Raw genomic sequence first — 23,899 nt, forward strand, 5'->3', positions numbered from 1 at the left:
GGACCACGGCGGACGACCTCCTGACCGTCGGCGGTGAGATCGTCGCGGGGTGAGGTGCGTCAGGTGCTGCCCTGTGCCGTGACGCAGCCGATCGCACCGGCGGGGAAGTCGTTGCCGGTCGAGGTGGCGGTGAAGCCGAAGGTGACGCTGCCGCCGGCGGGGACGACCCGGTTGTGGTCGGCGTTGCGGACCGTGACCGTGCCGTCGGAGCCGGTCGACCGAGTGCCGTTCCACAGATTGCTGATGCTGGTGCCCGCGCCGGGCTCCCAGGCCACGGCCCAGCCGTCGAGCGGGGCCGCGCCGTGGTTCATGACCTCGACGGAGGCTTGGAAGCCACCGCTCCAGGAGTTGACCACGGAGTACGTGGCCATGCAGGAACCGGTGTGCGGATCCGTCGGGGTCGGGGTGGGCGTGGGGGTGGGAGTCGGGGTGGGGGTCCCGCCGGGAGTGCGCATGCCCGTGACCTCGCCGTGGCCACCGTCGAAGACGATGTCGGAGCAGGAGAAGAAGTTCTCCTGGCTGTCCGAGCGGACCCACTGGATGAAGACCAGGGCGTTCCCGGTGCGGCCGGAGGGCAGCTTCAGGTCCCAGGAGTAGTGGCCGCCCTCGGTGCCGGGCGACCCCTGTTGCGGCGGGTTGGTGACCGTCTGGATCAGATCCAGATCGGCCCAGCGCAGGGCGGAGGTGGGTGACCAGCCCTGCTTGGTGAGGTAGATCCGGAAGTCACCGGGGTGGGCCGCCCAGTTGCTGTACTGCGCCTGGATGGTCGCCCCGCTGGTCAGATGGGTCCGCGGCCAGTCCGAGCGGGCCGCGTTGTATGCGGAGAAGTCGTATGGGGAACGGTCGCCCGCGCTGCACAGGGTGCCGTCCGGGACGTAACCCGAGCCCCGGCCTCCGGCGTTGGAGTCGAGCACGGCGAACCAGTTGTACAGCGCCGTCGCCCCGCTCTTCGCCAGCGCGTCCCGGCAAGCCGGGTTGGTGGGATCCAGTCCACCGGTGGTGGTGTGCGCGTCCAGGTAGCACAGGTAGGTGCGGGAGCCGGGCAGCATCGCCACCCCGTGTGCCTGTGCGCTGCCCTGCCCCAGGAGGGTCAGGGCGAGTGCCGACAGCAGCGTCGACAGGGCCGCTGCCACCGACAGGAGTCTGCCGTGTCGGACCATGTGGTGCTCCTTCCGTTCGGATCGGGCGGGTGGTGCGCCCCGGAGGGGTGCCGGGGTGAGCAGGAGTCGCGGGAGCGCCGGTGCCGTGAGCCGTGGCGTGTTCAGCTGCCGGCGCAGTGCGGTACCGGTGTGCCCGCGGAGCCGTTCGCGGTGAAGCCGAAGGTGGTGATGGCGCCGGGGAGCAGGGAGCCGTTGAAGGCGGCGTTGCGGACGGTGGCGTGGCCCTGCGCCGTCGTGAGCGAGCCGTTCCACAGGCTGGTGACGGTGGAGCCGGCCAGGTCCCAGTCGACCGACCAGCCGGTCAGCGGCGCGGAGCCCGTGTTCTCGACCGTGGCCTCCGCCTGGTATCCGCCCTGCCACGCCGAGGTGGTACGGAACCGCGCGGTGCACCCATCCGGCGTCGGGGTCGGTGCGGGGGTCGGCGTCGGGTCCGTGCCGGCGTACGTCAGCCCGTACCCGTAGGGGAAGAGCGGATCCTTGGCGGGCAGGAGGCTCATGCGGGTGGGCCTTTCCGGGAGAGCCGGTGGGGGCCGCGCGAAGTGGAACCGGGACCCGGCCGATCGGCGTGTGGGAGACGGGCGGGTCCCGGGGCAGGTGGGCGTGTCACAAGGGCCGCGCGGCCGGTGGCGTCACGAGGCTCGCGCGGGCGGCCGCGTCACGCGGAGGTGCGGGGGCTGTGTCAGGCGGTGGTGCAGGCGGCACCGTTCAGGCTGAAGCCGGCCGGTTTGGCGAAGATGCCGCCGTAGGTGCCCTGGAAACCGAAGGACGCCTTGCCGCCGGCCGGGATCTGCGCGTTGTAGGCGAGGCCGGTCGCCGTGACCGCTCCCGAGGACGGCGCGACACCGGCGCCCCAGGCGCTGGTGATCCGCTGCCCGGCGGGCAGGGTGAAGGCCAGCTTCCAGCCGTTGACGGGGGCGGAGCCGGTGTTGGTGACGGTGACGTCGGAGGTGAAGCCGCCCTGCCAGACGTTCGTCGTGTACGCCACCGTGCAGGCCGTGGAGCCGCCGGGGCCGCCCGGGTCGCCGCCGGTGTTGACCGTGGAGGAGAACGAGGTCACGGCGAGGCCGGTGCCGTTCTGCCAGGGCTCGAAGCCCGCCTGCACACTCGTCAGGTACCAGCTGTTCTGTGCCAGACCGCGGGCGACGGCCTCGTGGGCGAAGTCCAGGACGTCGAAGTTCCAGCTGGTGATCGCCGACGGGGCGACGAAGGACAGCACGTCGTTGGAGCCGTTGTTGCCGGACCAGACCTGCCACGAGCGCCCGGCGACGGTGGCGGTGCCGACCGGCGAGCCGACGGGCTGGACGGACCCCACCTTGTTGAACCAGATCATGATCTCGGTCTGGTTGACGCCGTCGGTGCGGGGCGTGGAGTCGAGCCAGATGTCGTACGCGGCGTCGTAGACCGCGTTGCTCACATAGCTGTAGGAGATGCCGGTGGGCGCACTGGAGATGGAGCCGAGCCGGGCCGGGAGGCTGGTTCCGGGCGAGCAGTTGGTGTAGTGGCAGCCGTTGAAGACGGACGGGTACGACTTGGGGGCGCCGTTCGTCGGGACCGAGCCGTCGGCCTGGGTGATCCGGAATCCCGAGTCGGTGGCCGTGATGCACTGGGCCTCGCTGGTGCCCCAGCGGTTGTTCTGGACGACGTAGCGGCCCTGGATCGTGGTCGACCCGAACGCCTCGCAGATCGCGGTGTCGGCGTGTGCCGGCGGGGCGGTGGTGAGCAGTGCCGCGAGGGCGGCGAGGGCGGTGAGCAGCGCGCCCAACAGGCCGCGCGTGCCACGGGCAGGGTGCGTGGACGGTCGCATGCGGGTCCTCTCCGGGACGGTCGGTGCGATGCGGGAGCCCTCTCACACCCACGATGATGGGAGCGCTCCCATTCCTCCGTTCGGCAGGGACTGTAGGGAGAGTTCATGACCCTGACAAGACTGTGTGCGGGGGAAGTGGCGAAGGGGTATCGAAAGCGCAGGTGGCCGCCGGGCCGTATCGGCATGCGGAACGATGGGAGCGCTCCCGAGCGCACGGCCGGGTGGCGCTACGGGTGGGGCGCCGGGCGCCTCAGGCCGACTCGCGCAGCACCAGTTCCGTACGGAGGACGACGTGCCGCCAGGCCACGGACGACTCCGTCTCCGCCATCTCCTCCAGCAGAAGCCGGACCATGGCCCGGCCGATCTCCGCCACCGGCTGCCGCACCGTGGTCAGCCGCGGCTCGGTCCGCTCCGCCAGCGGGAAGTCGTCGAAGCCGATGACCGCGACGTCCTGCGGCACCCGGCGCCCCGCCGCGCGCAGTGCCTGGAGGGCACCGGCGGCCGTGGTGTCCGACGCGGCGAGGACGCCGTCGATCTCCGGGTGCCGCTCGATCAGCCGGGCCATGGCGCGGCGGCCGCTCTCCTCGGTGAAGTCGCCCTCGGCGATCAAGGACCGCTCGGTGACCAGGCCGGCCTGCGCCAGGGCCTCGCGGTAGCCGCGCAGCCGGCACTGGGCGACGTACATGTCGAGCGGCCCCGTGATCGTGGCGATCGTCCGCCGGCCCGAACCCAGCAGGTGGGACACCGCGCTGCGGGCCCCGCCGACGTTGTCCGCGTCGACGTGGCTGACGTGCTCGTCGCCCGAGCGACGGCCCAGCAGGACCGTCGGCAGCCGGGCCTCGGCGAGCATGTCGGGCAGCGGATCGCCCGCGTGCACGGACATCAGCAGCACCCCGTCGACGCGGCCGCCACGGGCGTACTCCAGGAAGCGCTGTCGCTCGGCGTCCGAGCGCACCAGGGTGAGCAGCAGCTGCATCCCGGTGTCGGCCAGGGCGTCACCGAGCGAGCGGACGACCTCGGAGAAGAACGGCTCGGCGAACAGCCGCCAGTCCGGTTCCGTCATGACGAGGGCGACGGCGTCCGCCCCGCGCCCGGCCAGGGACCGGGCCGCGAGATTGGGCACGTAGCCCAGTTCCGCTATGGCTCGCTGCACGGCCACGCGCGTCGAGTCCTTCACCCCCGCCGCGTTGTTGACGACGCGGGAGACCGTGCCCCGGCCCACTCCGGCACGGGCGGCCACCTCCTCCAGCGTCGGCGTGCCCGGGCGCCGCCTGCCCATGACCACCTCCCCCCGAGATCACCGATCTTACGGGCCCCGCGACAGCCGGCCCACAGCATGTTCGGCCTCCGAGGACGCACCACCGCCCTCACCGCCCCCACCGCACCGGCCGGGCCCCGGACCACCGCGGCTCGGCGCCCTCGGCGACCACCTACCCTTGAGGCATGACCAGCAGCAGCGACCGGAGCCCCGCAGTGGACGTTCACGCACCCAAGAGCTACGAGATCCGCACCTACGGGTGCCAGATGAACGTCCACGACTCGGAGCGGTTGTCCGGACTGCTCGAAGAGGCCGGATACGTACGGGCGCCCGAAGGGTCGGACGGGGACGCGGACGTGGTCGTCTTCAACACCTGCGCGGTCCGCGAGAACGCCGACAACCGGCTCTACGGCAACCTCGGCCGGCTCGCGCCGAGGAAGGTCTCCCGCCCCGGCATGCAGATCGCGGTCGGCGGCTGCCTCGCGCAGAAGGACCGCGACACCATCGTGCAGAAGGCGCCCTGGGTGGACGTCGTCTTCGGCACGCACAACATCGGCAAGCTGCCCGTCCTGCTGGAGCGCGCCCGCGTCCAGGAGGAGGCGCAGGTCGAGATCGCCGAGTCGCTGGAGGCGTTCCCGTCCACGCTGCCCACCCGCCGCGAGAGCGCGTACGCGGCCTGGGTGTCGATCTCCGTCGGCTGCAACAACACCTGCACCTTCTGCATCGTGCCGGCGCTGCGCGGCAAGGAGAAGGACCGGCGGCCCGGCGACATCCTCGCCGAGGTCGAGGCGCTGGTCGCCGAGGGTGTCTCCGAGATCACGCTGCTCGGGCAGAACGTCAACGCCTACGGCTCCGACATCGGCGACCGCGAGGCCTTCAGCAAGCTGCTGCGCGCCTGCGGGAACATCGAGGGGCTGGAGCGCGTCCGCTTCACCTCCCCGCACCCCCGCGACTTCACCGACGACGTGATCGCCGCGATGGCCGAGACGCCGAACGTGATGCCGCAGCTGCACATGCCGTTGCAGTCCGGCTCGGACACGGTGCTGAAGGCCATGCGCCGCTCGTACCGCCAGGACCGCTACCTGGGCATCATCGAGAAGGTGCGGGCCGCGATCCCGCACGCCGCGATCACCACCGACATCATCGTGGGCTTCCCCGGCGAGACCGAGGAGGACTTCGAGGACACGCTGCACGTCGTCCGCGAGGCCCGGTTCGCGCAGGCCTTCACCTTCCAGTACTCCAAGCGGCCCGGCACCCCCGCCGCGACCATGGAGAACCAGATCCCCAAGGAGGTCGTCCAGGCGCGCTACGAGCGGCTGGTCGCCCTCCAGGAGGAGATCTCCTGGGAGGAGAACAAGAAGCAGGTCGGCCGCACGCTGGATCTGATGGTCGCCGAGGGCGAGGGCCGCAAGGACGGTGCCACGCACCGCCTGTCCGGCCGCGCCGCCGACAACCGCCTCGTCCACTTCACCAAGCCGGAGCAGGAGGTGCGCCCCGGCGACGTCGTCACCGTCGAGATCACGTACGCCGCGCCGCACCACCTCCTCGCCGAGGGTTCCGCCCTCGCCGTCCGCCGCACCCGCGCGGGCGACGCCTGGGACAAGCGCAACGCCGCCGAGCTCGCCAAGCCGGCGGGCGTCATGCTCGGCCTCCCGAAGATCGGCGTCCCGGCCCCCCTGCCGGCCGCGACGACGGGCTGCGGCTGCGACTGACCGGAGCGCGATCCACGGCCACTGGCCGTCCCCCTCCCTGACCTGCGGGCGGCCTCGGCCGGGATGCCGTCGGGCCCCGGCTTCCTTCGCGGACGTCCCTGAGGTGCGGAAGCCCTGGTGGGGCTGCTGCTGGACATCGAAGACGCGGGGGTCGCCCGACGGCGGAGATCCCGGGCCGGCCGGGGACGGGCGGTCGCCCCCGGGGCCGTCCCCCCGCCACCCTGCGGCCCCGCCCGCGCCCGCTGTGGAATCGGTTTTGGCCCCTCCGGGAGTCGGACCCGCGCCCGCCGCGGGGTCGGTCCCCGCCCGCCCACGCCCGTTCCGGAGTCACCCCACGCCGCCCCCGAACAGTCGCGTCCGCGCCCCCGGCGGAGTGCCGGTTCGGGGGTGTGCGGCGCTACTCTGCCGATCATGCTTGTCGCCGCCGCCGTCTGCCCCTGCCCGCCGCTTCTCGTGCCCGAGGTCGCCGCGGGTGCCGCACCAGAACTGGACACCGCGCGCGCGGCCTGCGCGGACGCGGTCGGTGTGCTCGCCGCCGCACGCCCCGACCTCCTGGTGGTCGTCGGTCCTGCCGGGCAGGACGGGGCCGGGCCGTATCCCCAGGGCGCCCCGGGGTCCTTCCGCGGATTCGGGGTCGGCCTGGACGTACGCCTGGGCTCCGCCGACCCGGACGCCGTCGTCCCCGCACGTGGGCTGCCGACCTCGCTGGCCGTCGCCGCCTGGCTGCTGGAGCGGACCGGCTGGGCCGACGCACCGATCGAGGGACTGGGGATCGACACGTCGCTGGCGCCCGAGCGGTGTGCCGAGGCCGGCGCGGAACTGGGGGCCCGGGCCGCGCGCGTGGCGTTGCTGGTGATGGGAGACGCCAGCGCCTGCCGCACGCTCAAGGCGCCGGGATACCTGGACGAGCGGGCGGCGCCCTTCGACGCCGAGGCGGCACGGGCGCTGGGAGCGGCGGACCTCGCGGCCCTGCGGGCCGTCGACCCCGGGCTGGCCCGCGAACTGAAGGCGTCCGGCCGCGCCCCCTGGCAGGTCCTCGCCGCCGCGGCCGAGGACGCCGGCCTCTCCGGCGCCCTGCTGTACGAGGACGCCCCGTACGGCGTGGGCTATCTGGTCGCGACCTGGTCCTGACCTCCGCTCCGCGGCCGCCCTACGACGACGGCGGACGGCCGGGGAGAGATGCTCCCCGCAGCCCTCCGCCGACACGGGTCCGGGGACACTCCGCCGGGACCGGGGCGCCCTCGATGCGTGACGCTCAGGAAACCGGTGGCGGGCCCTCCGGCCGGGTGGGCGGCATCGGCCGGGTGGCCGACCCCGGGGTCTCGGGGCCGTCCTTGTGGGCGAGGCGGTCCACCGCACCCTTGGCCTTGCCCGTACCGGCCTGGATCTTGTCGCTGTACTTACCCTTGGTCCGCTCGTCGACGGCCTTCGCGGCCTTGTCGAGCCCGTCCTGGACCTTGTCCCCGTGCTGCCGCGCGAGGTCCGACACCTTGTCCTTCGCCGGTCCCAGCTTGGCCTTCATGTTGTCCAACAGACCCATGATCCACCTTTCCTCGCACCCCGGTCACCTGTGGGCGCCGTCGCCTGCCTCACTGTCGGCGGCCTCCTCGGCGGACTGCTGCCGAGGGATCCCGGCACCCTCGGACACGTCGTCCGCACCGTCCTCCGCACCGGCATCCGTACCCGCGTCCGCCCGCGCGGCCCCGTCCTCGTTCCCGTCCACGGCCGGGCCATGCGCCTCCGTCTGCCCGGCCCCCTTCGCCTCGGCCGGTTCCGCCTCCGGCGCAGCCTCCGCCTCGGTCCCGGCCGGCTCCGCTTCGGTCCGCGTCTCGGCGGCCGGCACCTCCCGAGTCGCCTTCGACCTGCCGAGGAGTCGTGCGAACATGCCCATTTCCACTCCATACGGTACTCGTGCGGGCGAATTCCCGCGTCACCCGTTGCACAAGGTCGTGCCGCCCGGGTCACCGCCTCCGGCAGTCCCGCAGGAGGCACCTCGCAACGGGCAACGACCCGCCGTGCCCGCCGTCACGTAACTCGTTCGGGATCATGCGGGGAGGTTTGCGAGACTGGTGCGGTGAGCAGCGCATCCCCCGCCCCCCGCGTCATCGCCGTCGTCGGACCGACCGCGGCCGGAAAATCCGATCTCGGTGTCTTCCTGGCCCAGCGCCTCGGCGGTGAGGTCGTCAACGCCGACTCCATGCAGCTGTACCGGGGGATGGACATCGGTACCGCCAAGCTGACGCCGCAGGAGCGCGGCGGCGTCCCGCACCACCTGCTGGACATCTGGGACGTGACGGTCGCCGCGTCGGTCGCCGAGTACCAGAAGCTGGCCCGCGCGCGGATCGACGCCCTGCTCGCCGAGGGCCGCTGGCCGGTCCTGGTCGGCGGCTCCGGCCTGTACGTCCGCGGAGCCGTCGACAACCTGGAGTTCCCCGGCACCGATCCCGAGGTCCGGGCCCGCCTGGAGGAGGAGCTGACGCTGCGCGGCCCGGGTGCGCTGCACGCCCGGCTGGCCGCCGCCGACCCCGACGCCGCCCGCGCGATCCTGCCCGGCAACGGCCGCCGTATCGTCCGGGCCTTGGAAGTGATCGAGATCACCGGGCGGCCCTTCACAGCCAATCTGCCCCGCCACGACTCCGTGTACGACACCGTCCAGATCGGGGTCGATGTGGCGCGTCCGGAGCTCGACGACCGCATCGCGCGACGCGTCGACCGGATGTGGGAGGCGGGCCTCGTGGACGAGGTGCGCGCACTGGAGGCGCGCGGCCTGCGCGAGGGGCGCACGGCGTCCCGCGCGCTCGGTTACCAGCAGGTGCTGGCCGCGCTGGCCGGGGAGTGCACCGAAGCGGAAGCGCGGGCCGAGACCGTCCGTGCGACCAAACGCTTCGCGCGCCGTCAGGATTCGTGGTTCCGGCGCGATCCCCGGGTGCACTGGTTGAGTGGGGCCCTCGCGGACCGTGGGGAACTTCCGCAGCAGGCCCTGGCGTTGGTCGAACGACCGGTCACAGCCTGATCACGTCATGGCATCGGGATGCGCCGCCGGTCATCCCGGCCTGTGGCGCCGTGCCATCATCGAGCTTCGATCGACCAAGTGGAGCCTAGTTGGGAGGGCGCGTGGCGATGGAGGCCGGCCCTCGCGACACCGCACGAAGTGCCGAGCACGTCACTACGGAGAGTGATGAGCTGGGTCGGACCGATGACGGTCCGGCCATGGAAGACCTGACCGCGGACGATCTGATTGCTGACGATCTGTCCGCCGACGTATCGGCCAGGGGTGGATCGGCCGGGGACGGACTGGCCGTGGACGTTCTGATCGTGGACGGGCCGGCCGTGGACCGGCTGGCCGACGACGGGCCCGACGAGGCGCTGGGCGGCGTCACCGCCGACGGACCCGACCCCGAGGAGATGTACCCGGTCGGGCCGGAGGTCGAGGTCGAGCTGCGCCCGCAGCGCCGGCTGCGGATCTGGCAGCTGGCCCCCATCGTGGGCCTCTCCGCCGTCGGCTCCCTGATGTTCGCCTTCCCGCTCGCCTTCGACTTCGGCGACAGCGGCGCGGTCATCGCCATGCTCGGCCTCCTGATCTGCTCGTGCGCGGCGGGCTGGGGCATGATGGCCGCCCGCCGGGTGGGCTACACCTGGCCCGGCCTTCCCCCGCGCGGCTCCGGCCGCCGACCCGACTGGCGCGTCGTGCTCGGCTACCTCCTGCTGGTGGCCCTGGTGGTCGTCCTCGCCGTATGGCGGGTGGCAAGACTCCGCTGAGACGTCCCTCGCGCGCGTGACGCCCCGCGAAGGGCCGGGGGCCGCTCCACCGGCCCCGCCCACCCCGCTCCCGTACGATCGGGGGATGAGCACACGGATCGCCTTCCTCAAGGGGCACGGCACCGAGAACGACTTCGTGATCGTGCCGGACCCCGAGAACGCCATCGAACTGCCCCCGGCCACCGTCGCCGCCCTGTGCGACCGCCGGGCCGGTATCGGCGCTGACGGCGTGCTGCATGTCGTGCGGTCCGCGGCGCACCCGGAGGCCAGGGCGATGGCCGCCGAGGCCGAGTGGTTCATGGACTACCGCAACGGCGACGGCTCGGTCGCGGAGATGTGCGGCAACGGCGTGCGTGTGTTCGCGCGCTACCTCCAGCACGCGGGACATGTGGCCGCAGGAGACCTCGCGATCGCCACGCGCGCGGGCGTCAAGGCCGTCCACATCGCGAAGGACGGTGACGTCACCGTCGGCATGGGCCGCGCCCGCCTCCCCGGGGGAGACGTCACGGTGACCGTCGGTGAGCGCAGCTGGCCCGCGCGCAACGTGAACATGGGCAACCCGCACGCCGTCGCCTTCGTGTCCGACCTCGCGCACGCCGGCCACCTGCTGGCCCCGCCGCCGGTCGGCCCGGCGGACGCCTACCCGGACGGGGTGAACGTCGAGTTCGTCGTCGACCGCGGCCCGCGGCACGTGGCGATGCGTGTGCACGAGCGCGGCTCCGGCGAGACCCGCTCGTGCGGCACGGGCGCGTGTGCCGTCGCCGTGGCCGCCGCGCGGCGGGACGGCGCCGATCCGGCCGTCACCGGCACCCCGGCGACGTACACCGTCGACGTGCCCGGCGGTCGCCTGGTCATCACCGAGCGACCCGACGGCGAGATCGAGATGACCGGTCCCGCCGTGATCGTCGCCGAGGGCGAGATCGACGGTGACTGGCTGGAAAACGCCGCTCACTGACCTGCGGGAACAAGGAGGACGAGGCGTCGCGCGCCCGGGGTCACCGCCTGCCGGCGGCCGGACCGTTCGAAACCGCGGCCGAGCGCCGCGCGTGTGGCGCAAACCCTTAAACCTCACTTCCCTCGCTCGAATGGGTGATCCGTTTCACGCTCGGCGAGAGGCGGTCGGCCGCACGTGGTGGGCTCGGTAGCATCAAGCACCGGCACGGACGGGGGAACGTCGCCATCCCTGAGCCGCGTATGCCCTGGGGCCCCGTCCGCCGGTAAGAGAGCCGGAGGTGCCCATGAGTGCGGAGGCCACGAACCCTGCGACCGCTGGCCCGGCAGCGCCCACGGCGCTCACGGCCACGGCGGGCCGCAGGAAGTCCCGGCCCCGGATCGACCTGCTCCGGCTCGGCCGGGCCGCGCTGCTCGGCCCCGCCGCCCGCGACAGGCTGCCCGACGCCATCGGCCATGTCGTGGAGGCCCACCGCGCCCACCACCCGGACGCGGACCTCGAACCCCTGCGCCGCGCCTATGTCCTGGCCGAGTCCTCCCACCGCGGCCAGATGCGCAAGAGCGGTGAGCCGTACATCACCCATCCGCTCGCCGTGACCCTGATCCTCGCCGAACTGGGCGCGGAGACGACCACGTTGACGGCCTCACTGCTGCACGACACCGTCGAGGACACCGAGGTGACGCTCGCGCAGGTGCGGGAACAGTTCGGCGAAGAAGTGCGGTACCTGGTCGACGGCGTCACGAAGCTGGAGAAGGTCGACTACGGAGCCGCCGCCGAGCCGGAGACCTTCCGCAAGATGCTCGTCGCCACCGGCAACGACGTGCGCGTGATGTCGATCAAACTCGCCGACCGCCTGCACAACATGCGCACCCTCGGTGTGATGCGTCCCGAGAAGCAGGCGCGGATCGCCGAGGTCACCCGTGACGTCCTCATCCCGCTCGCCGAACGCCTCGGTGTGCAGGCCCTCAAGACCGAACTGGAGGACCTGGTCTTCGCCATCCTCCACCCCGAGGAGTACCAGCACACGCGGGAACTCATCGCCGAGAACGCCGCCCGCTCCGTGGACCCCCTCGCCGAGGTCGCCGACGAGGCCCGCGGTGTGCTGCGGGAGGCGGGCATCCCCGCCGAAGTCCTGATCAGGCCACGGCACTTCGTCTCCGTCCATCGCCGCGCCCGCAAACGCGGGCAGCTGCGCGGCACCGACTTCGGCCGGCTGCTGGTGCTGGTGAACGAGGACGCCGACTGCTACGGCGTCCTCGGTGAGCTGCACACCTGCATGACGCCGGTCGTCTCGGAGTTCAAGGACTTCATCGCCGTACCGAAGTTCAACCTGTACCAGTCGCTGCACACCGCGGTCGCCCGGCCGGACGGCCAGGTCGTCGAGGTCCTCATCCGCACCCACCAGATGCACAAGGTCGCCGAGGCCGGCGTCGTCGCGCTCGGCAACCCGTACGCCGCCGCGACCGACACCTCGAACACCGACCCACCCGCGGCCGACGCCCCGGCCGACGGCGAGCGCGCCGACCCCACCCGCCCGGGCTGGCTGTCCCGGCTGCTCGACTGGCAGCGGGCCGCCCCCGACCCCGACACGTTCTGGTCCACCCTGCGTGAGGACCTCGCCCAGGACCGGGAGATCACCGTGTTCCGCCCCGACGGCGGCACCCTGGGCCTGCCCGAGGGCGCCACCTGCGTCGACGCCGCGTACGCGCAGTACGGCGAGGACGCGCACGCCTGCATCGGCGCCCGGGTCAACGGCCGCCTGGCCACGCTCAGCACGGTCCTGGGCGACGGTGACACGGTCCAGCTCCTCATGGGCCAGGACCCGGCCTCCGAGCCCTCCCGCGAGTGGCTGGAGCACGCCCACACCGCGGCCGCCCGCATCGCCATCCAGCGCTGGCTCACCGCGCACCCCGGCGGCGGCACCGACGGCGAGGCCGCGCACGGCGGCATTACCGGGCCCGCCGACGGCGCCACCCGGGCCGGAACCGCCGAGGCCGCCCCCACCGCCCGCCCCGCGGACGGAGCCCCGGCCGCGCGCCCCCGGCGCGCCGACGTCCTCGTGGACCGGCCCGGAGCCGCCGTACGGCTCGCCGGATGCTGTACGCCCGTGCCGCCGGACGAGATCACCGGGTTCGCGGTCCGCGGGGGAGTGGTGACCGTGCACCGCGGGGAGTGCGCCGCGGTGGCGGACATGAAGAGCCGGGGGCGCGCGGAGATCGGTGTGCGCTGGGGGGACACCACCGAATGCCGGGTGACGCTGGTCGCCGAATCGTTCGGCCGGCCCCATCTCCTGGCCGACCTCACCGAGGCGATCGCCCTGGAGGGCGCCGAGATCGTCTCCGCCACCGTCGAACCCCCCAGCCAGCAGCGGGTGCGCCACACGTACACCCTCGAGCTGCCCGACGCCGCCCGCCTGCCCGCGCTGATGCGCGCCATGCGGGACGTCCCCGGTGTGTACGACGTGAGCCGTGCCCAGCACCCGGCGCCGGGGTCCTCAGGAGCCCAGCTCCGGGCGCCGGGCGCCTGAGGACGCCGCCCGGCGCCCGACCCGTTCGGGTGGGCCGGGCGCGAGTCGCCACCGCGGCGCGGGTAGGCCCTGGTAGCGATGGTCCATGCTGCTCACCCCGCGCCACCGGCCCCGGATCTCCCGGCACCGCAAGGCGGCCCTGCTCGCCTGCGCCGTCTCCGTCTGTCTCGTCGCCGCCGCGGCCCCGCCCGAGCCCCTGGGCGTCGGCGACCGCCTCTACCCGTACCTGGGCAACCCGGGCTACGACGTGGCGGCGTACGACATCTCCCTCACCTACCCGGGCACCAACGACAAGCCGCTCCAGGCCGTCACCACCATCGACGCCCGGACCACCGAGGACCTGGACCGCGTCAACCTGGACTTCGCGCACGGCACCGTGCGGTCGGTCGAGGTCGACGGACGGCCCGCGAGCTTCACCAGCGCCGGCGAGGACCTGGTCGTGACGCCGCGGACCCCCCTGACCGAGGGCAGCTGGACCCGGATCACCGTGCGGCACACGAGCGACCCCGTCCCGGCCGAGGGCCAGGACGGCGGCTGGGTGCGCACCGTGGACGGTCTCGCCATGGCGAACCAGGCCGACGCCGCCCACCTGGTCTTCCCGGGCAACGACCATCCGTCCGACAAGGCGATGTTCACGTTCCGCATCACCGCCCCCAACGGCTACACCGCCGTCGCCAACGGCCTGCCCGCCGGCGCGGACCGGGTCGGCCGCACCACCACCTGGACCTACCGCACCCGGCACCCCATGGCCACCGAGCTGGCCCAGGTGTCCATCGGCCGCTCCGCCGTGGTGCACCGCGCGGGACCGCACGGGCTGCCCCTGCGGGACGTCGTGCCCGCCGCCGACCGCAAGGCCCTCGAACCGTGGCTCGCCAGGACGCCCGACCAGATCGCCTGGATGGAGAGCAAGGTCGGCCGCTACCCGTTCGAGACCTACGGCGTGCTCATGGCGCAGGCCGCCACGGGCTTCGAACTGGAGACACAGACCCTGTCGCTGTTCGAGAAGAACCTGTTCACGCAGCCCGCCTACCCCAAGTGGTACATCGAGTCGGTCATGGTGCACGAGCTGTCCCACCAGTGGTTCGGGGACAGTGTCACCCCGCGCACCTGGTCCGACGTGTGGCTGAACGAGGGGCACGCCACCTGGTACGAGGAGCTGTACGCCGAGGAGACGGCGCACCGGCCCATGGAGAACCGGATGAAGGCCGCCTACGGTGCCGCCGACCGCTGGCGCGAGGCCGGCGGCCCGCCCGCCCGGCCGAAGCCACCCGCCCCGGGTCAGAAGATCGGCATCTTCCGGCCCGGCATCTACGACGGCGCCGCACTCGCGCTCTACGCGCTGCGGCAGGAGATCGGCCGGCCGGCCTTCGAACGGCTGGAGCGGCTCTGGGTCCAGGTCCACCGGGACACCACCGCCACCACCGCCGACTTCGTCCGGCTGGCCTCGGCCGTCGCCGGCCGCGACCTGCGGGGCTTCCTCGATGCCTGGCTGTACGGCGAGAAGACCCCGCCGATGCCCGGCCACCCCGACTGGAAACCGACGGCCCAGGCCTCGCCGTCCCAGCCGCACGCCACGCGATAAGCCGGTGACGAGACGTGCCGTACCGTGCGACCATCTACGCGTCGGCGCGCACCGGGGGACACGGGAATCTCCCGGGGTACCCGCGCGTTGTAGACCACGAGCGGTCGAGTCGGCCGCCGTACGACCGCCGTAACGGCACTCTCATCGACGTAAGGATCAAATGACCTCCTCTTCTTCCCCTTCCCAGGACACCAAGCGCCTCGCGCACGCCTACCCCGAAGGTCTTCGGGCCGATGCCCTGATGGAAGAGGACGTCGCCTGGAGCTCCGAAATCGACGGCGAGCGGGACGGCGACCAGTTCGACCGTTCCGAGCGTGCGGCGCTGCGCCGTGTGGCGGGCCTGTCCACAGAGCTGGAGGACGTCACCGAGGTCGAGTACCGCCAGCTCCGGCTGGAGCGGGTCGTGCTCGTCGGCGTGTGGACCACCGGCACCGTGCAGGACGCCGACAACTCCCTCGCGGAGCTGGCCGCGCTCGCCGAGACCGCCGGCGCGCTCGTGCTCGACGGCGTCATCCAGCGCCGCGACAAGCCCGACGCGGCCACCTACATCGGCTCCGGCAAGGCCCTTGAGCTGCGCGACATCGTCCTCGAGACGGGCGCGGACACCGTCATCTGCGACGGTGAGCTGAGCCCCGGCCAGCTGATCCAGCTGGAGGACGTCGTCAAGGTCAAGGTCATCGACCGTACGGCCCTGATCCTGGACATCTTCGCCCAGCACGCCAAGTCCCGCGAGGGCAAGGCGCAGGTCGCGCTCGCGCAGATGCAGTACATGCTGCCGCGGCTGCGCGGCTGGGGTCAGTCGCTGTCCCGGCAGATGGGTGGCGGCCGTGGCGGTCTCGCCACGCGTGGTCCCGGTGAGACCAAGATCGAGACGGACCGGCGGCGGATCCGCGAGAAGATGGCGAAGATGCGCCGGGAGATCGCGGACATGAAGACCGGCCGCGAGGTCAAACGGCAGGAGCGCCGGCGCAACAAGGTGCCGTCCGTGGCGATCGCGGGTTACACCAACGCCGGCAAGTCGTCCCTGCTCAACCGCCTCACGGGCGCCGGTGTCCTGGTCGAGAACGCCCTGTTCGCGACCCTGGACCCGACCGTCCGCCGGGCGGAGACCCCGAGCGGCCGGCTGTACACCCTGGCGGACACCGTCGGCTTCGTCCGGCACCTGCCGCACCACCTGGTCGAGGCGTTCCGCTCCACCATGGAGGAGGTCGGCGACTCCGACCTGATCCTGCACGTGGTGGACGGCTCGCACCCGACTCCGGAGGAGCAGCTCGCCGCCGTGCGCGAGGTGATCCGGGACGTCGGCGCCACCGGCGTGCCCGAGATCGTCGTGATCAACAAGGCGGACGCGGCCGACCCGCTGGTCCTCCAGCGGCTGCTGCGGGTCGAGAAGCACTCGATCGCCGTGTCGGCCCGCACCGGACAGGGCATCGACAAGCTGCTCGCCCTGATCGACGACGAGCTGCCCCACCCCTCGGTCGAGGTCGACGCGCTCGTGCCCTACACGCACGGCAACCTGGTCGCCCGCGCCCACACCGAGGGCGAGGTGATCTCCGAGGAGCACACCGCGGAGGGCACCCTGCTCAAGGCCCGGGTGCACGAGGAACTGGCGTCGGACCTGGGACCGTACGCGACGGTCGCCACAGCCTGACCCGAGGCACCGAGCCACGAAGGCCCGCCACCCCCTCGGGGGCGGCGGGCCTTCGCCGTGCCGTGACGACGCGGCTCCTCTATCGGCCGGCGAACTGCTTGCTCACCGAGTCGTACACGCCCTTGGCCACCTCGCCCAACCGGGGGCCGGCCAGCCAGCCCGAACTCACCGGGCCGATGGACGTGTTGGACACCAGCGCCGGCTTGCCGTCGGCGCCCGTCTCCACCCAGCCGCCGCCGGAGGAGCCACCGGTCATCGTGCAGCCGATCCGGTACATCGTGGGGTCGGACCTGTCCATGGACAGCCGGCCCGGCCGGTCCTGGCACTGGTACAGCAGCTGACCGTCGTACGGCGCCGCCGCCGGATACCCGGACGCGGTGAGACTCTGCACCTTCGGCACGGCCGGCGCGTCGAAGTCGACCGGCAGCGCCCCGCCGACGGTCTCCTCCAGCGACTTGCCGCCGCTGCCCCGCTCCGGGGTCACATGGATGACGGCGAAGTCGTACGAGGCGCCGTTGCCGCCCGTCGAACCGCCCTCGCTGATCCACTGCTGCGAGGTCTTCGCCGCGTCGGCCCACCAGACACCGTACGGGGCGACCTCGGAGCGGCCGGCGTTCTCCAGCTCGGCGGCCGACCTGCCCTGGTCGTTGTACGACGGCACGAAGGCGATGTTGCGGTACCAGCCGCCCTTCTTGCCGGCGTGCACACAGTGGCCGGCCGTCCAGACGAGGTCGGACTTGCCCGGGTGCGCGGGGTCCGTCACGACCGTCGCCGAGCAGACCATGGTGCCATCGGGGGCGTCGAAGAGCAGCTTGCCCGAGGTGGCCGCGTTGCTGTGGTAGGGCGGGGCGACCGTCCGCGCCCGCACGGGCTGCGGCGCCGGGTCCGTCACGCCCTGGTCGCCGGAGATGTCGTTGTCGTCGACGCCCTTGTCCGGGTCGTCGGCGTCCCGCATGCGGTCCGGGTTCCACAGACCCTTGATCATCGGGTTGACGAAGTCATTGGCCTCGCGCAGCCAGTCCTGCTTGTTCCAGTTCTTCCAGGCGCCGTTCTTCCACTTGTCGATGTCGATCCCGTGCTCCTTGAGCCTCTGCCTGAGGTCGTCCGGGATCCTGAGTCTGCCGTCGCCGGAGCCGCCCGCGGTCGCGGAGGGCTTGCCGTCGGCGTTGTCGTCCCCGCCGCAGGCCGTGGCGGTCATCGCCAGCGCCGAGGCGAGGGCGACCGCCGTCAAGGCGCGGGAGGTCCGGTGCGGGACCCTCCCCCGCCGAACGGTGAACGACGGCCGTATGGATCGCATGCTTCTGACTCCCCCTGCTGTGAAGGAACTCGGCGATGAGGACGTGCAACCGGCTGGCCCCCTGGGTGGAGTTCATGCCGGGCCGCATCCTTGCGGAACGGCATCACACCCTATGCGGTCGCCGCGGGGGAGTTCCGGCGGGACGGCAACGGTTCGGCTACAAGCCCCCTGGCCTGCTACGTCTGTGTGCTCACCAGGCCGGGGTGAGCGTGACGACGGAGGTGAACAGGGTGTCGTCGCGCTGCACGGCGGCGACGCGCACCCGCTGTGCGGCGTCGCCGGACGGTTCCCGGGTGGTCTCGATCCAGCACGGCGCGTCCAGCTCGACGTAGCGCCTGAAGTCGGCCTCCAGGCCGGTCACCACCATCGGCTCGGGATGCGCGGCCCGGTGCGCGGCCTGCCGCGCGGCCTCCAGCAGCAGCATGCCGGGAACGTGGTCCACCGGGTGGTCGAAGAGCACCGGGTGGGACAGGTCCACCCGCAGCCGGCTGCGGCCGGGCTCCCCGGTGGCCGCCAGGACGACGTCGGCGGACCGCCTGCGCCCGACCTCACCGTGCGTCACCGGGGGCGCGGGGGGCACGGCTCGGGCGGTGGCCCGCTCCAGGTCGGCGTAACGCCCGCGCAGCCGCCGGTAGATGGCCGGCGGGTGGTTGTGGAAGGCCAGCTCCGCGGAGCCGAGAGGCAGGCCGCCGCGGACCAGGCCCACCCGCATGGTGACCGAGGCCAGCCGTCCGGCCCGGCGCACCACGTCGGTGCAGGAGATGCGCAGTTCTGTGTCAGCCGCCGTCGCACCGCTGGTCAGGGCGGCGGGGAAGAGTGTCTGCCGGTAATGGTCCCAGGACTGGCGGTGCCCGAACGGCACGTCGTAGGCGGCGTGGCTGAGCAGCGGGACCGCCTGGCGAATCGACTCCGCTGCGAACAGCGGGTCGAAGAGGTCGTGGACGGGGCCGTAGAAGGAATGGTCGGCGGGTCGGCGGGAGGTGACCAGGAACGTGTCGGGCGCGATCGTCCGGCACCCCGTCAGCAGCACCTCGGATTCGGCCAGCTTGTGGACCAGCTCCCGTGGTACGCGGTCGAGGACGGATGTGGACCCCGGTGCGCTGCGCCCTTCCCGGCTGGTGATGGCCAGCATGTGAATCCCCCTTGGTGCGGACGTCGGTTACCACCTGACTGCGCCCACAACGTAAAGAGTGGTCGTTTTGTTTTGGGTAAAGTACCGCTAAATGAAATATGCCGACAGGGCGGAATCCGGTCTCATGCAAGGCTGGGGAGCAGGGTGACCTGGTCACTTCCGCTTAACATAGAGAACGTTTCATTTGATGAAGGAGGGGACGCCGTGAGGCAACCCAGGCAGGAGCGGGCGATCCAGACGCGCGGGGCGCTCATCCTCGCGGCGGCGGAGGTCTTCGACGAGTACGGCTTCGCGGGCGCCAGTATCAGCCGCATCCTCAAACGGGCCGGGGTCACGGCGGGAGCCCTGTACTTCCACTTCGAGTCCAAGGAAGCCCTCGCCAAGGCCGTGATGAACGCCCAGTCCGACACGATCCTTCCGTACCTGGAGTCCCAGGGCCTGCAACGGTTGGTCGACATCACGCTGGTCTGGGCGCGCCGGCTCCAGACCGACCCGCTGCTGCGGGCCGGAGTCCGGCTCACCGGCGAGCAGACGACCTTCGGACTGCGCGACTCCAGCCCCTACCGGGCATGGAGCCAGATCATGGAGGAGTGCCTCCTGGCCGCCCGGGACAAGGGGGAACTCCAGGCCGGCGTCGAGCCGTGGGAACTCGCCCAGCTGATCGTCGAGACCTGTACCGGCATGCAGATGTATGCGGCGGCCGAGACCGGCCGCGCCGACCTGTCCGACCGGGTGGTACGGATGTGGCGGCTGCTGCTGCCGGGCGTCGCCGTGCCGACCGTGGTCGCCCGCACCGCTGTCGATCCCGCCCGAGCCCTCGCGGCCGAGGAAGCACCGGCTCCCGTCGGCGCCCCGAGCGGTGCCACCCGCTGAGCCGGCTCGCCCCGAGCAAGATCACTCATCCCCGCGGCCGACGGGGCACCTGCACGTAAGGTGTCCCGCGTCGTACGCCCTGTCTCCCGACAGGTCTGTCCCGCGGGGCCGTTGGGGCACCTGACGGGGTTCGCGCCACCGTAGGGGGAGTAACCCATGGTCCACACGCTCAGCCGGCTCCGGCTGGCCGCGGTCAACATCGACGGTGTCCTGCTCAACGACACCTTCAGCCCGGTCATCCACCGTTTCCTGGTCGACCGGGGCTGCGCCTACACGGCCGATCTGGAACGCAGCATCTTCTCGCAGCGACGCGCGGTCGCCGGCCGGCTCCTGGCCGAGGCGATCGGCGGATCCGCCACCCCGGAAGGAGCGCTGGAGCTGTACTTCCGGGAACGCGCGCAGTACGTGGAGACCCACCCCGTGCGGCTCAACGAGGGCGCGGTGGAACTCCTGCGGCGGCTGCGCGCCGCCGGTCTGCGGACCGTCTGCTACGGCGGCCTCGGCAAGGACCACTTCGACACGTTCCTCGGCCCGCACGCGGAGCTCTTCGACCACCCCGGGTACATCTGCACCGACGCGTTCCGGCCCGGCATCCACGAGATCGTCACCGAGTACTTCGGCCTCGACTACGACGAGGCCGTCTTCATCGACGACGTGGCGAACGTCGGCCGTGCCGCCAGAGAGCTGAACGTGCCCTTCATCGGCCATCCCACCGACTTCCGGCACAGCTTCCAGCCGCAACTGATGCGCGAGGCCGGGGTTCGGCACGTCGTGGACTCGCTGCACGCCGTCGATGAGGAACTGCTGCGGACCCTGGACGAGGAAGCGGCGCTCGGCACCGTCTGGCGGGACTGACATGCTCGACGGCAAGGTAGCCATGATCACCGGCGCGTCCAGCGGCATCGGCGCCGCCGCCGCCCGGCTGTTCGCCGAGGAGGGCGCCGCCGTGGTGCTCATGGCCCGGCGCGGGGACCGCCTCGGACAACTGGTGGCGGAGATCCGCGCGGCGGGCGGACGCGCGCTCGCGGCGGAGGGTGACGTCTGCTCGCCCGAGGACGTCGCACGGGCCGTACGGGCCGCCGTCGACACCTTCGGCAGACTCGACGCGGCGTTCAACAACGCCGGTCACGCCACCGTCGGCACGCCCCTGCTGGAGATGGACGACGAGGACTACACCCGCACGATGGACGTCAACGTGCGCGGCGTCTGGAACTGCCTGCGCCGGCAGATCCCGGCGATGCTCACCTCTGGCGGCGGAGCCGTCGTGAACACCTCCAGCGTCGCAGGGGTACTGGCCTCCAGCGCCTCCGCCGCGTACGTGGCCGCCAAACACGCGGTGATCGGCCTGAGCCGGGCCGCCGCGCGCGAGTACGGCGACCGCGGGATCCGGGTCAACGCGCTGGTCGTGGGCAGCACGCGCACCGAGATGATGGATCAGGTCATCGGCGGGTCGCGGGAGCTGGAGGAACGCTTCGAGGCCCGCACGCTGCGCCGGCGCATGGCCTCGCCCGAGGAGATCGCCCAGGCCGCGGTCTGGCTGTGCAGCGACCGCGCGGCCTTCGTGACGGGCGCGGCGGTGCCGGTCGACGGCGGCCGGACGGCGGTCTGAGCCGGCGGGGCCGGCGCCCGGCCGGAAGACCGGGGGCTCCAAAGGGGGCGGGGCGTGCACGAGTCCGGCCGGACACCGGCGTCCTGCGGCATGCGACCGCGCCCGGAGGAGTCCGCTGGGCAGGCGGGCCGTCCACCTCGACCCGCCGGGCGACGAGGCCGAGGGCTGCACCGCGTTCGTGGGCCCCCTCCTCCGTACCACCCGCCGCTCCGGCGGCCTCGAGATCGCGGCCTCGCTACCGGCCCTCGGCCGCTGCGGCTCGGGCGAATGGGTCGACGCCCGCCACTCCCAGGGCCCGGTACGCGGCCGCCCGCATCACCCGCGCCCCGGACCTCGACCCGCTCACCGAACCGATCCTCTCGATCCGCTCGCCGAACCGATCCTCAGCACCGTGATCTTCCGTCGCCGGGTCGGTGCGGCGGTCGAGGGCGAGAGCGCCCGGAACGTAGCCGTCCGCAGGCACCTGATGGCCGAGGGCAAGGTCCTGCCGGCCCACACGAAGGTACGGCGCCGGGACGGGCGGGCACAGGTGCACCTGAAGCCGGTTCTCCTGGAACCGGCCACCGCCACGGTCGGCATCGACCCGCTGCCGGACGACGTCGTGGCCGCCGCCGCGGGTGTGTGGGAGCCCACGAAGGGGCGGACTCGCGGACGGCACACCGAGTGGCCCACCGGTCCCGGCTCCGGACGGCGCTTCCACGCCCGGCCGGGCGTGGAAGCGCCCCCCGCACGGCACAGACGCCGCACAGGAGCCGCACGATGCCTTCCGGCGGTCACGGCACCGATCTCGACGCAACCCGTAACCCGCTGAACGGTCCGCGGTTGTAGGCGGTGGGGGACCGCCGGCTTCGCCGAGTCCCCGCGGATCAACTCGCCTCTGGACAGCGGGGAGGACAGCGCGCCGTGGCCGGTACGGAGTCGGTGGCAGGAGGCACGCCCGGGCAAGCGCGGGCCGTGCACGAGGGAATGCTCAGACGCCAGTCGGCGCGTGAGTCCTCGGCGCGCACCTACGCCCGCGCCCTGCCCATCGTGCCCGTCCGGGCGCGCGGGCTCACCATCGAGGGGGCCGACGGACGCCGCTACCTCGACTGCCTCTCCGGTGCCGGTGCCCTCGCGCTCGGCCACAACCACCCGGTGGTGCTGGAGGCCATCCGGGCGGTCCTCGACTCCGGTGCCCCTCTGTCCGTGCTCGACCTGGCCACCCCCGTCAAGGACGCCTTCGTCACGGAGTTGTTCCGCACGCTTCCGCCCGGCCTCGCCGGCCGAGCCCGTGTGCAGTTCTGCGGGCCGGCCGGCACCGACGCCGTCGAGGCCGCCCTCACCCTGGTGCGGGCCGCGACGGGCCGCACCGGCATGCTCGCCTTCACCGGCGCCTACCACGGCATGACCGCCGGCGCCCTGGCCGTCTCCGGCGGTGCCCCCGACGTGCGGGTCACCCGCCTGCCCTATCCGCAGGACTACCGCTGCCCCTTCGGTGTCGGCGGCCCGCGCGGCGCCGAACTCGCCGCCCGCTGGACCGAGTCCCTCCTCGACGACCCCAGGTCGGGCGTCCCCCTGCCCGCCGGGATGCTCGTCGAACCCGTCCAGGGCGAGGGCGGCGTCATTCCCGCGCCGGACGACTGGTTGCGGCGCATGCGACAGCTGACGGCGGACCGGTCCATCCCGCTGATCGCCGACGAGGTCCAGACCGGAGTCGGCCGGACGGGCAGCTTCTGGGCCGTCGGCCACAGCGGCATCACCCCCGACGTCATGGTCCTGTCCAAGGCCATCGGCGGCAGCCTCCCCCTGGCGGTGATCGTCTACCGCGAGGAGCTCGACGTCTGGCAGCCCGGCGCCCACGCCGGCACGTTCCGCGGCAACCAGCTCGCCATGGCCGCGGGCACCGCCACCCTCGCCTACGTCCGCGAGAACGGCCTCGCCGACCGCGCCGCCACCCTCGGCTCCCGCATGCTGTCCCGACTCCGGGGCCTGGCCGACGAGTTCGCCTGCGTGGGTGACGTGCGGGGCCGGGGCCTGATGATCGGGCTGGAGCTCGTCGACCCCGAAGCCGAGGGACCTGCCCCTGGCTTCGGACCCGCCCTCAATTCCGGTTCCGTACCCGCCCCCGGCTTCGACCCCGCCCCCGGTTCCGTACCCGCCCCTGGCTTCGGACGCGCTCCCGGTTCCGGCCCCGCCCCCGACGAACGCGGCGCCGCACCCGCCGGACGGCAACCCACCAGCACTGCGCACCCCGCTTCGCCCCGACTCGCCGCCGCCGTACAGCGCGAGTGCCTCCAGCGGGGCCTGATCGTCGAACTCGGGGGGCGACACGCGTCCGTGGTCCGGCTGCTCCCTCCGCTGACGATCAGTGACGAACAGGCGACAGCCGTACTCGACCGCCTGGCCGACGCGGTGGCGGCCGCGGCTCGCCGTCACGAGACCCACGGCCCACACCACCAAGGCCGCCACAGCCCCGCCGAGCGCGCGGGCTGAACACCACCCGCGCCCCACCCGGCCCCCGTCGCCACCCCGCACACCGGCACTCCGTCCCCTCACCCCACGCCCCCTTTCCCGGACATCCGGACCCACGCCGCTCGCCGGCAC

21 protein-coding genes are annotated in these 23,899 nt (G+C 72.7%); 13 read left to right on the top strand and 8 right to left on the bottom strand.

Going from position 1 to position 23,899, the window contains the following annotated elements; genetic code table 11:
• Positions 1-59 precede the first annotated feature (59 nt).
• The 4 genes from ACGFT1_RS05385 to ACGFT1_RS05400 all read right to left on the bottom strand — a co-directional run bounded on the left by ACGFT1_RS05385 (position 60) and on the right by ACGFT1_RS05400 (position 4,243).
• Positions 60-1,160 (bottom strand): lytic polysaccharide monooxygenase, encoded by a 1,101-nt coding sequence (locus tag ACGFT1_RS05385; RefSeq protein ID WP_373907702.1) that lies wholly within the window; start codon positions 1,158-1,160, stop codon positions 60-62.
• A gap of 101 nt (positions 1,161-1,261) precedes the next feature.
• On the bottom strand, positions 1,262-1,657 hold the full coding sequence (locus ACGFT1_RS05390) for a cellulose binding domain-containing protein (protein WP_373907703.1): 396 nt from the start codon (positions 1,655-1,657) through the stop codon (positions 1,262-1,264).
• 182 nt (positions 1,658-1,839) lie between these two features.
• Complete coding sequence (locus ACGFT1_RS05395; RefSeq protein ID WP_373907704.1) at positions 1,840-2,964, bottom strand: cellulose binding domain-containing protein; 1,125 nt, start codon at positions 2,962-2,964, stop codon at positions 1,840-1,842.
• Between the two features lie 250 nt (positions 2,965-3,214).
• Entirely contained in the window at positions 3,215-4,243 is a 1,029-nt protein-coding gene (locus ACGFT1_RS05400) for a LacI family DNA-binding transcriptional regulator (RefSeq protein WP_373907705.1), read from the bottom strand.
• Between the two features lie 164 nt (positions 4,244-4,407).
• On the opposite strand from ACGFT1_RS05400, the gene miaB reads away from it, so the two are divergent.
• Positions 4,408-5,934, top strand: coding sequence for a tRNA (N6-isopentenyl adenosine(37)-C2)-methylthiotransferase MiaB (miaB, locus tag ACGFT1_RS05405; RefSeq protein WP_373907706.1), 1,527 nt, complete (start codon positions 4,408-4,410; stop codon positions 5,932-5,934).
• Positions 5,935-6,345: 411 nt separating this feature from the next.
• Complete coding sequence (locus ACGFT1_RS05410) at positions 6,346-7,065, top strand: class III extradiol dioxygenase subunit B-like domain-containing protein (protein WP_373907707.1); 720 nt, start codon at positions 6,346-6,348, stop codon at positions 7,063-7,065.
• A 124-nt stretch (positions 7,066-7,189) separates the two neighbouring features.
• On the opposite strand, the gene ACGFT1_RS05415 is transcribed toward ACGFT1_RS05410, so the two are convergent.
• The gene (locus ACGFT1_RS05415) at positions 7,190-7,474 is read right to left on the bottom strand and encodes an antitoxin (RefSeq protein WP_373907708.1); all 285 of its coding nucleotides are present in this window, start codon (positions 7,472-7,474) and stop codon (positions 7,190-7,192) included.
• A gap of 24 nt (positions 7,475-7,498) precedes the next feature.
• Positions 7,499-7,819 (bottom strand): hypothetical protein, encoded by a 321-nt coding sequence (locus ACGFT1_RS05420; protein WP_373907709.1) that lies wholly within the window; start codon positions 7,817-7,819, stop codon positions 7,499-7,501.
• Positions 7,820-8,008: 189 nt separating this feature from the next.
• Here ACGFT1_RS05420 and miaA point away from each other — a divergent pair, with 189 nt between their 5' ends.
• The 6 genes from miaA (at position 8,009) to hflX (ending at position 16,405) form a co-directional block, all read left to right on the top strand.
• Entirely contained in the window at positions 8,009-8,947 is a 939-nt protein-coding gene (miaA, locus tag ACGFT1_RS05425) for a tRNA (adenosine(37)-N6)-dimethylallyltransferase MiaA (protein WP_361998464.1), read from the top strand.
• Between the two features lie 197 nt (positions 8,948-9,144).
• The gene (locus tag ACGFT1_RS05430; RefSeq protein WP_373907710.1) at positions 9,145-9,693 is read left to right on the top strand and encodes a hypothetical protein; all 549 of its coding nucleotides are present in this window, start codon (positions 9,145-9,147) and stop codon (positions 9,691-9,693) included.
• An 85-nt stretch (positions 9,694-9,778) separates the two neighbouring features.
• Positions 9,779-10,648 (top strand): diaminopimelate epimerase, encoded by an 870-nt coding sequence (dapF, locus tag ACGFT1_RS05435; RefSeq protein ID WP_373907711.1) that lies wholly within the window; start codon positions 9,779-9,781, stop codon positions 10,646-10,648.
• Between the two features lie 283 nt (positions 10,649-10,931).
• The gene (locus ACGFT1_RS05440; protein ID WP_373907712.1) at positions 10,932-13,172 is read left to right on the top strand and encodes a bifunctional (p)ppGpp synthetase/guanosine-3',5'-bis(diphosphate) 3'-pyrophosphohydrolase; all 2,241 of its coding nucleotides are present in this window, start codon (positions 10,932-10,934) and stop codon (positions 13,170-13,172) included.
• Positions 13,173-13,257: 85 nt separating this feature from the next.
• Positions 13,258-14,754 carry a M1 family metallopeptidase gene (locus ACGFT1_RS05445; protein WP_373907713.1) on the top strand — a complete coding sequence of 499 codons (1,497 nt, stop codon included), beginning with the start codon at positions 13,258-13,260 and terminating at the stop codon, positions 14,752-14,754.
• A gap of 160 nt (positions 14,755-14,914) precedes the next feature.
• A complete protein-coding gene (gene hflX / locus ACGFT1_RS05450; protein ID WP_373907714.1) occupies positions 14,915-16,405 on the top strand; it encodes a GTPase HflX in 1,491 nt (496 codons plus the stop codon).
• Between the two features lie 79 nt (positions 16,406-16,484).
• Here hflX and ACGFT1_RS05455 read toward each other — a convergent pair whose 3' ends face one another.
• Together ACGFT1_RS05455 and ACGFT1_RS05460 are read right to left on the bottom strand one after the other, a co-directional pair.
• Positions 16,485-17,702 carry a serine protease gene (locus ACGFT1_RS05455; RefSeq protein ID WP_373907715.1) on the bottom strand — a complete coding sequence of 406 codons (1,218 nt, stop codon included), beginning with the start codon at positions 17,700-17,702 and terminating at the stop codon, positions 16,485-16,487.
• A 190-nt stretch (positions 17,703-17,892) separates the two neighbouring features.
• Positions 17,893-18,834, bottom strand: coding sequence for a ScbA/BarX family gamma-butyrolactone biosynthesis protein (locus ACGFT1_RS05460; RefSeq protein ID WP_373907716.1), 942 nt, complete (start codon positions 18,832-18,834; stop codon positions 17,893-17,895).
• Between the two features lie 204 nt (positions 18,835-19,038).
• Between ACGFT1_RS05460 and ACGFT1_RS05465 the strand changes: the two genes are divergently transcribed.
• The 5 genes from ACGFT1_RS05465 to ACGFT1_RS05485 all read left to right on the top strand — a co-directional run bounded on the left by ACGFT1_RS05465 (position 19,039) and on the right by ACGFT1_RS05485 (position 23,788).
• Entirely contained in the window at positions 19,039-19,707 is a 669-nt protein-coding gene (locus tag ACGFT1_RS05465; RefSeq protein ID WP_373907717.1) for a ScbR family autoregulator-binding transcription factor, read from the top strand.
• A 156-nt stretch (positions 19,708-19,863) separates the two neighbouring features.
• A complete protein-coding gene (locus ACGFT1_RS05470; RefSeq protein ID WP_373907718.1) occupies positions 19,864-20,562 on the top strand; it encodes an HAD family hydrolase in 699 nt (232 codons plus the stop codon).
• A 22-nt stretch (positions 20,563-20,584) separates the two neighbouring features.
• Entirely contained in the window at positions 20,585-21,316 is a 732-nt protein-coding gene (locus ACGFT1_RS05475; RefSeq protein WP_373908224.1) for an SDR family NAD(P)-dependent oxidoreductase, read from the top strand.
• A gap of 391 nt (positions 21,317-21,707) precedes the next feature.
• The gene (locus ACGFT1_RS05480; RefSeq protein WP_373907719.1) at positions 21,708-22,127 is read left to right on the top strand and encodes a hypothetical protein; all 420 of its coding nucleotides are present in this window, start codon (positions 21,708-21,710) and stop codon (positions 22,125-22,127) included.
• Between the two features lie 92 nt (positions 22,128-22,219).
• Positions 22,220-23,788 carry a diaminobutyrate--2-oxoglutarate transaminase family protein gene (locus tag ACGFT1_RS05485; protein ID WP_373907720.1) on the top strand — a complete coding sequence of 523 codons (1,569 nt, stop codon included), beginning with the start codon at positions 22,220-22,222 and terminating at the stop codon, positions 23,786-23,788.
• Positions 23,789-23,899: the final 111 nt, after the last annotated feature.

Origin of the sequence: Streptomyces sp. Y20 (assembly GCF_043195475.1) — a bacterium.
Classification (GTDB): domain Bacteria; phylum Actinomycetota; class Actinomycetes; order Streptomycetales; family Streptomycetaceae; genus Streptomyces.

Coding starts and splice junctions, on each gene's coding strand:
- ACGFT1_RS05385 (WP_373907702.1), bottom strand. CDS start 1,160: ATGGTCCGACACGGCAGACTCCTGTCGGTGGCAGCGGCCCTGTCGACG.
- ACGFT1_RS05440 (WP_373907712.1), top strand. CDS start 10,932: ATGAGTGCGGAGGCCACGAACCCTGCGACCGCTGGCCCGGCAGCGCCC.
- ACGFT1_RS05455 (WP_373907715.1), bottom strand. CDS start 17,702: ATGCGATCCATACGGCCGTCGTTCACCGTTCGGCGGGGGAGGGTCCCG.
- hflX (WP_373907714.1), top strand. CDS start 14,915: ATGACCTCCTCTTCTTCCCCTTCCCAGGACACCAAGCGCCTCGCGCAC.
- ACGFT1_RS05445 (WP_373907713.1), top strand. CDS start 13,258: ATGCTGCTCACCCCGCGCCACCGGCCCCGGATCTCCCGGCACCGCAAG.
- ACGFT1_RS05475 (WP_373908224.1), top strand. CDS start 20,585: ATGATCACCGGCGCGTCCAGCGGCATCGGCGCCGCCGCCGCCCGGCTG.
- ACGFT1_RS05400 (WP_373907705.1), bottom strand. CDS start 4,243: ATGGGCAGGCGGCGCCCGGGCACGCCGACGCTGGAGGAGGTGGCCGCC.
- ACGFT1_RS05415 (WP_373907708.1), bottom strand. CDS start 7,474: ATGGGTCTGTTGGACAACATGAAGGCCAAGCTGGGACCGGCGAAGGAC.
- ACGFT1_RS05395 (WP_373907704.1), bottom strand. CDS start 2,964: ATGCGACCGTCCACGCACCCTGCCCGTGGCACGCGCGGCCTGTTGGGC.
- ACGFT1_RS05460 (WP_373907716.1), bottom strand. CDS start 18,834: ATGCTGGCCATCACCAGCCGGGAAGGGCGCAGCGCACCGGGGTCCACA.
- ACGFT1_RS05420 (WP_373907709.1), bottom strand. CDS start 7,819: ATGTTCGCACGACTCCTCGGCAGGTCGAAGGCGACTCGGGAGGTGCCG.
- dapF (WP_373907711.1), top strand. CDS start 9,779: ATGAGCACACGGATCGCCTTCCTCAAGGGGCACGGCACCGAGAACGAC.
- ACGFT1_RS05410 (WP_373907707.1), top strand. CDS start 6,346: ATGCTTGTCGCCGCCGCCGTCTGCCCCTGCCCGCCGCTTCTCGTGCCC.
- miaB (WP_373907706.1), top strand. CDS start 4,408: ATGACCAGCAGCAGCGACCGGAGCCCCGCAGTGGACGTTCACGCACCC.
- ACGFT1_RS05390 (WP_373907703.1), bottom strand. CDS start 1,657: ATGAGCCTCCTGCCCGCCAAGGATCCGCTCTTCCCCTACGGGTACGGG.
- ACGFT1_RS05430 (WP_373907710.1), top strand. CDS start 9,145: ATGGAAGACCTGACCGCGGACGATCTGATTGCTGACGATCTGTCCGCC.
- ACGFT1_RS05470 (WP_373907718.1), top strand. CDS start 19,864: ATGGTCCACACGCTCAGCCGGCTCCGGCTGGCCGCGGTCAACATCGAC.